3 protein-coding genes are annotated in these 6,000 nt (G+C 66.6%); 2 read left to right on the forward strand and 1 reads right to left on the reverse strand.

The genetic code is table 11. The features are described 5' to 3' along the window. Positions 1 to 236: 236 nt before the first annotated feature. On the forward strand, positions 237 to 3,005 hold the full coding sequence (locus N5J73_RS06345) for a TonB-dependent receptor (RefSeq protein ID WP_049446076.1): 2,769 nt from the start codon (positions 237 to 239) through the stop codon (positions 3,003 to 3,005). 183 nt (positions 3,006 to 3,188) lie between these two features. Here the strand turns inward: N5J73_RS06345 and N5J73_RS06350 are convergent, their stop codons facing one another. Next, entirely contained in the window at positions 3,189 to 4,802 is a 1,614-nt protein-coding gene (locus N5J73_RS06350) for an alpha-glucosidase (protein WP_049446063.1), read from the reverse strand. Positions 4,803 to 5,016: 214 nt separating this feature from the next. Here N5J73_RS06350 and N5J73_RS06355 point away from each other — a divergent pair. Further along, the coding region (locus N5J73_RS06355) for a polyprenyl synthetase family protein (protein ID WP_279940740.1) at positions 5,017 to 6,000 on the forward strand (984 nt) is incomplete at its 3' end.

Raw genomic sequence — 6,000 nt, forward strand, 5'->3', positions numbered from 1 at the left:
GCTCGGGCGGCGGTGCGCAGCACCGGAACGCAGCCGAGCATGGGCTCGGCTCTACAGAACGATGCACCTGAAAGCGATTACACCCTTGCAAACGGCATTGAATACGTATGCAGGGTGATTCCCGCGAAGAACGCGCTGCCTACCATAGCGGCGACGACAGCGGCCACCGCGTCGCACGTTCACGGCACCGCCGGAACGCTCACAAATCGATCTGCAACATTGCCTGGGAGGGGAAAATGTTGAACCACAAGCGCAGTGCGCTGAGTCTCGCGCTGGCCGTTGTGCTGGCGCCGACGCTGGCGTCGGCACAGTCCACGCAGAGCACCACCACGCCGGCCGCCACCGCCGCCACCAACCTGGATACGGTGCAGGTTACCGGCATCCGCCGCGGCATCGAGAGCGCGATCGCGGTCAAGCAGGACGCCACTTCGGTGGTCGAGGCGATTTCCGCCGAAGACATCGGCAAGCTGCCCGACGTCAGCATCGCCGAATCGATCTCGCGCCTGCCCGGCCTGGCCGCGCAGCGCGTGGCGGGCCGTGCGCAGGTGATCAGCGTGCGCGGCCTGTCGCCGGACTTCGCCACCACCCTGCTCAATGGTCGTGAAGTGGTCAGCACCGGCGACAACCGCGGCGTCGAGTTCGACCAGTACCCGTCCGAGCTGGTCAACGGCGTGACCGTCTACAAGACCCCGGACGCGGCGCTGGTCGGCCAGGGCCTGTCGGGCACCATTGATATGCAGACCGCACGCCCGCTCAGCTTCGGCGAGCGCGTGATCGCGGTCAGCGGCCGCTACCAGAAGAGTTCGCTGGGCCGCGCCGCCAATGTCGATCCGTACGGCAACCGCTTCAGCGCCAGCTACATCGACCAGTTCTTCGACAACACCCTGGGCATCGCCATCGGTTACGCGCACAGCGACATGCCGATCCAGGAGAACCAGGTCGGCCTGTACGAGCCGTGGACCACCGAGCACACCGACAAGGGCGAGCGTCGCGGAATCGCGCCAGGCACCTACTTCACCGATGGCATCAAGGCGCTGCGCCGTACCGGCAACAACAAGCGCGACGGCGTGATGGCGACGATCCAGTTCCGCCCCAGCAACAGCTGGACCAGCACCTTCGATGCGTTCCATACCGAAGCCGAGCAGATCGACACCGCCAACCAGTTCGAGCTGAGCCTCAGCGGCAACGGCGAAGACGGCAATAACCCCAACGCGATCCTGCCGGTGTTCAGCAATGTCGGCCGCAATGCCGATGGCAGCTTCACCGGTGGCACGATCAGCAATGCGTACCCGCTGGTGCGCGGCATGTACAACAAGCGCAAGGACAAGATCGATGCGTTCGGCTGGAACAACGAGTTCAACGTCGGTGGCGTGAAGCTCGTCGCCGACCTGAACTACTCCAAGGCGACCCGCCGTGAGATCAACCTGGAAAACAACCTGCAGCTGGTGCCGCGCCCGCAGTTCGACACGATCGGCCTGGTGGTGAACAACAACAGCTTCTCGCAGATCACGCCGGGGCGTGACTACTCCAATCCGGACAGCCTGTTCCTGACCAACACGATCTATGGTTCCGGCTACGGCAAGGTGCCGGAGGTCGAAGACCGCTTGAAGGGCGCCAAGCTGGCGGCGACGCTGCCGGTTCCCGAGGCGATGTCCAGCTGGTTCTCGGATGTGGACGTGGGCGTGAACTATGCCGACCGTCGCAAGCAGAAGGCCCAGGCCGAAGGCAACATCCTGCTCGGTGCTCAGGGCGAATCCACCATTGCCCCGGACCTGCAGTACCGCCCGGTCAACCTCGGTTTCGCCGGCGTCGGCTACATCCCCTCGTGGAACGTGCCGGCAGCCGTGGGTCGCTACATGACCTTCAACCCGGTCGACAACCTGGACTATCTGATTCCCAAGTCGTGGACGGTCGAGGAGAAGATCACCACCGCGTGGGCACGCCTGAACATCAACACCGACATCGGCGTGGTCGGCGTGCGCGGCAACATCGGCGTGCAGATGCAGCACACCGACCAGAGCTCGGATTCACGCTACTGGGACAGCTCGCAGCCGGCTGGCAGCAACATCCAGCCCTTCTCTGCCGGCAAGACCTACAAGGATTGGCTGCCGAGCTTGAACCTGGTGTTCATGTTCCCGCACCAGCAGACGCTGCGCTTCGCTGCCGCCAAGCAGGTCGCGCGCCCGCGCGTGGACCAGATGCGTGCCGGCCTGGAATTCGGTGTGGATACCAACAACGGCCGCCCCGGTGGCAGCGGCGGCAATCCGCTGCTGGATCCGTGGCGCGCAACCGCGCTGGACCTGTCCTATGAGAAGTACTTCGGCGAGAAGGCCTACGTCGCTGCGGCCATCTTCTACAAGGACCTGAAGAGCTACGTCTACACGCAGTCGGTGGACAACTACGACTTCAGCGGCCTGCTGGGCAACTACGTGCCGCCGCCGGGCATGACCGCGCCGGTGCTGACCACTGGCACCTTCTCCACGCCGCAGAACGGCAAGGGCGGCACGTTGAAGGGGCTGGAGCTGACCGGGTCGTTCCCGCTGGAGATGCTGACCGACAGCCTGCGCGGCTTCGGCGTGCAGGCCAGCGCGACCTTCAACAAGAGCGACATCACCATCCTGGATCCGGAGAGCGCCTCCAGCGTGGGCAGTGACCCGATCAGCCTGCCGGGCCTGTCCAAGCGCGTGTACAACTTCACGGCCTATTACGAGCGCAGCGGCTTTGAAGCACGCGTGAGCCAGCGTCGCCGCTCGGACTTCATCGGTGAGATCGGCAACTTCAACGGCAACCGCACACTGCGTTACGTGGTGGGCGAGAACGTGACCGATGCGCAGCTCAGCTACACCTTCAGCGACAGCAGCGCCCTGCGCGGCCTGACCCTGCTGCTGCAGGGCAGCAACCTGACCAACGAGCCGTACCGCACCTACGCCGGCAGCAAGGACCGCCCGCTGGAGTACATCGAGTGGGGCCGCACCTACATGCTGGGCGTGAACTACAAGTTCTGACCACAGCCGCGTAGTGCCGGCCGCTGGCCGGCAACCCAAAGGGAGCAGGACCGGGAACCCGCTGCGCAGGCAGCGGGTTTTCTTTTGCGCGGATGCCGGCCGATGGTCGGCCAGGCCCACCCACAAAAAAGGGACGGGGCGCTTCGGCCCCGTCCCCGCAAGTACCGCCACCGGAGAAAACGGTCAGCTGCGTCGGGCGCAATACACCGCGCGCGGCGGCAGCTGGAGTTCATTGCCCTGCACCGTGCCCGCATCCGGGCCCGGCACCGCCACCTGCTGCCAGTTGCCCGGCGGCAGCGGATGGCTCACCGCTTCGGCCGACAGGTTGAAGGCCAGCAGGAGGGTTTCATCTGCAAGCATACGCTCGAACAGCAGCACTGGCTCGGCGCTTTCGATGAACCGGATGCTGCCATGCAGGAGCGCAGGCTGGCTACGCCGCCAGGCCAGGAAGGCGCGGAACGCCGCCAGGACCGAGTGCGGGTCGCGCTCCTGCACGGCCACCGCCGCCGCCCGGTGCTCGGCCGGGATCGGCAGCCAGGGCGTGCCTGAGGTAAAACCAGCCAGCGGAGCGTCGGTCCACGGCAGCGGGGTGCGGCAACCGTCGCGGCCCTTGAAATTCGGCCAGAAGGTGATGCCGTACGGGTCCTGCAGCGCCTCGAACGGCACCTCGGCCTCGGCCAGGCCCAGCTCCTCGCCCTGATACAGGCACACCGAGCCGCGCAGCGAGCACAGCAGCGCCACCAGCATCCGCGCCAGACGCGGATCGGCCGGATAGCCGCCCCAGCGGCTGACCGCGCGTTCCACATCGTGATTCGAAACCGCCCAGCACGGCCAGCCTTCGGCCATCGCCGCTTCCAGCCGGGAGACCGTGTCGCGGATGTAGACCGCGCTGTAGTCGTCCACCAGCAGCTCGAAGCTGTAGCCCATGTGCAGGCGGCCGTCCTGGGTGTACTCGGCGGTGGTGGCCAGCGAGTCTTCCGACGAGATCTCGCCCAGGCTCACCGCGCCCGGGTACTCGTCCAGCAGCGCGCGCAGCTGCTCCAGGAATGGCAGGTTCTCCGGTTGGGTGTTGTTGTAGAAGTGGTACTGGTAGGCGTACGGGTTGTCCGGACTGAAGCCGCGGCCCACCCGCTTGTCCGCCGGCTTGGGCGGGTTATCGCGCAGCTGCGCGTCGTGGAAGCAGAAGTTGATCGCATCCAGGCGGAAGCCGTCCACGCCGCGGTCCAGCCAGAACCGCACATTGTCCAGGGTGGCCCGCTGCACGTCCGGGTTGTGGAAGTTCAGGTCCGGCTGGTCGACCAGGAAGTTGTGCAGGTAGTACTGCTCACGGCGCGGTTCCCACTGCCACGCGCCGCCGCCGAACAGCGACAGCCAGTTGTTGGGCGGGGTGCCGTCCTCGCGCGGGTCGGCCCAGACGTACCAGCCGGCCTTCGGATTGCTGCGGTCCTGGCGGCTCTCGCGGAACCAGGCGTGCTCGATCGAGGTATGGCTCAACACTTGGTCGATCATCACCTTCAGGCCCAGGTCGTGCGCCTTGGCCAGCAGGCGGTCGAAGTCATCCAGGTTGCCAAACAGCGGGTCGACATCGCGGTAGTCGGCAATGTCATAGCCGAAGTCGGCCATCGGCGACTTGAAGAATGGCGAGATCCAGATCGCGTCGACGCCCAGCGCGGCGATGTGGTCCAGGCGCTGGATGATGCCCGGCAGGTCGCCCACGCCATCGCCGTTGGCATCGAGGTAGCTGCGCGGGTAGATCTGGTAGATGACGGCTCCGCGCCACCATGGATAGTGCGACATCGACAGCCCCCCTCCGGGCATGCGGGACCCGCCGGAAGCGGGCCGAAATCCTGTTCCGGCAAGCTTAGCGGCGGCCTCGCGGGCATGGCGCAACCTGCATACGTATTCACGCAGGCGGCAGCCGTGGCCGGGCCGCGGACGTCGGCCCACCCGGTTTGCGCCCGAATTCACAGGCAGCGCCTATAATCAGCGATGAGCCTGAAAGCCTGATCGCATGACCATCACCGAAGACACCCGTCCCGCCCTGGGCCTGCCCCAGATCCAGTCGCTTGCCGCGGCCGACATGGCCGCCGTCGACGCCCTGATCCGGCGCCGCCTGTCCTCGGACGTCGTGCTGATCAACCAGATCGCCGATCACATCATTTCCGCCGGCGGCAAGCGCCTGCGCCCGATGCTGGTGATGCTGGCCGGCCATGCGGTCGGCCAGGCCGGCCCGGATCACCACCAGCTGGCGGCGATCATCGAGTTCATCCACACCTCCACCCTGCTGCACGACGACGTGGTGGACGAATCCAGCCTGCGCCGTGGCCGCAGCACCGCCAACGCACTGTGGGGCAACGCGCCCAGCGTGCTAGTCGGCGACTTCCTGTACTCGCGCAGCTTCCAGCTGATGGTCGAGCTGGAGCGCATGTCGGTGATGCAGATCCTGGCCGATGCCACCAACCGCATCGCCGAGGGTGAAGTGCTGCAGCTGCTGCACGTGCACAACCCGGACACCGACGAAGCCGCCTACCTGCGCGTGATCGAGCGCAAGACCGCGGTGCTGTTCGCCGCCGGTACCCGCCTGGGCGCGCTGGCCAGCGGCGTGGACGAAGCCACCCAGCAGGCCCTGTTCGACTACGGCATGCACCTGGGCTACGCGTTCCAGATCGCCGATGACGTGCTGGACTACTCGGCCAATGCCGAGGAACTCGGCAAGAACCTGGGCGACGACCTCGCCGAGGGCAAGGCCACGCTGCCGCTGATCCACGCGATGGCCCACTCCGACGACGCCACCCGCGAGCGCCTGCGCACCATCGTGCAGGACGGCGACGCCTCGGCGATGCCGGAAGTGCTGGCCGCGATCCGCGCCACCGGCGGCCTGGAGTACAGCCGCGCGCGTGCCGAGGAATATGCCGAAGCCGCCGAGCGTGCGCTCGATGGCCTGGGCGACAATGATGCCGTGGCGGCCCTGCGCGGCCTGGCCCGCTACGCGGTG

Origin of the sequence: Stenotrophomonas sp. GD03654, from assembly GCF_029845105.1 — a bacterium.
Lineage (GTDB): Bacteria > Pseudomonadota > Gammaproteobacteria > Xanthomonadales > Xanthomonadaceae > Stenotrophomonas > Stenotrophomonas africana.

Excerpts from the sequence above, each read along its gene's own strand:
- N5J73_RS06350 (WP_049446063.1), bottom strand. The coding sequence starts at position 4,802 with ATGTCGCACTATCCATGGTGGCGCGGAGCCGTCATCTACCAGATCTAC.
- N5J73_RS06345 (WP_049446076.1), top strand. The coding sequence starts at position 237 with ATGTTGAACCACAAGCGCAGTGCGCTGAGTCTCGCGCTGGCCGTTGTG.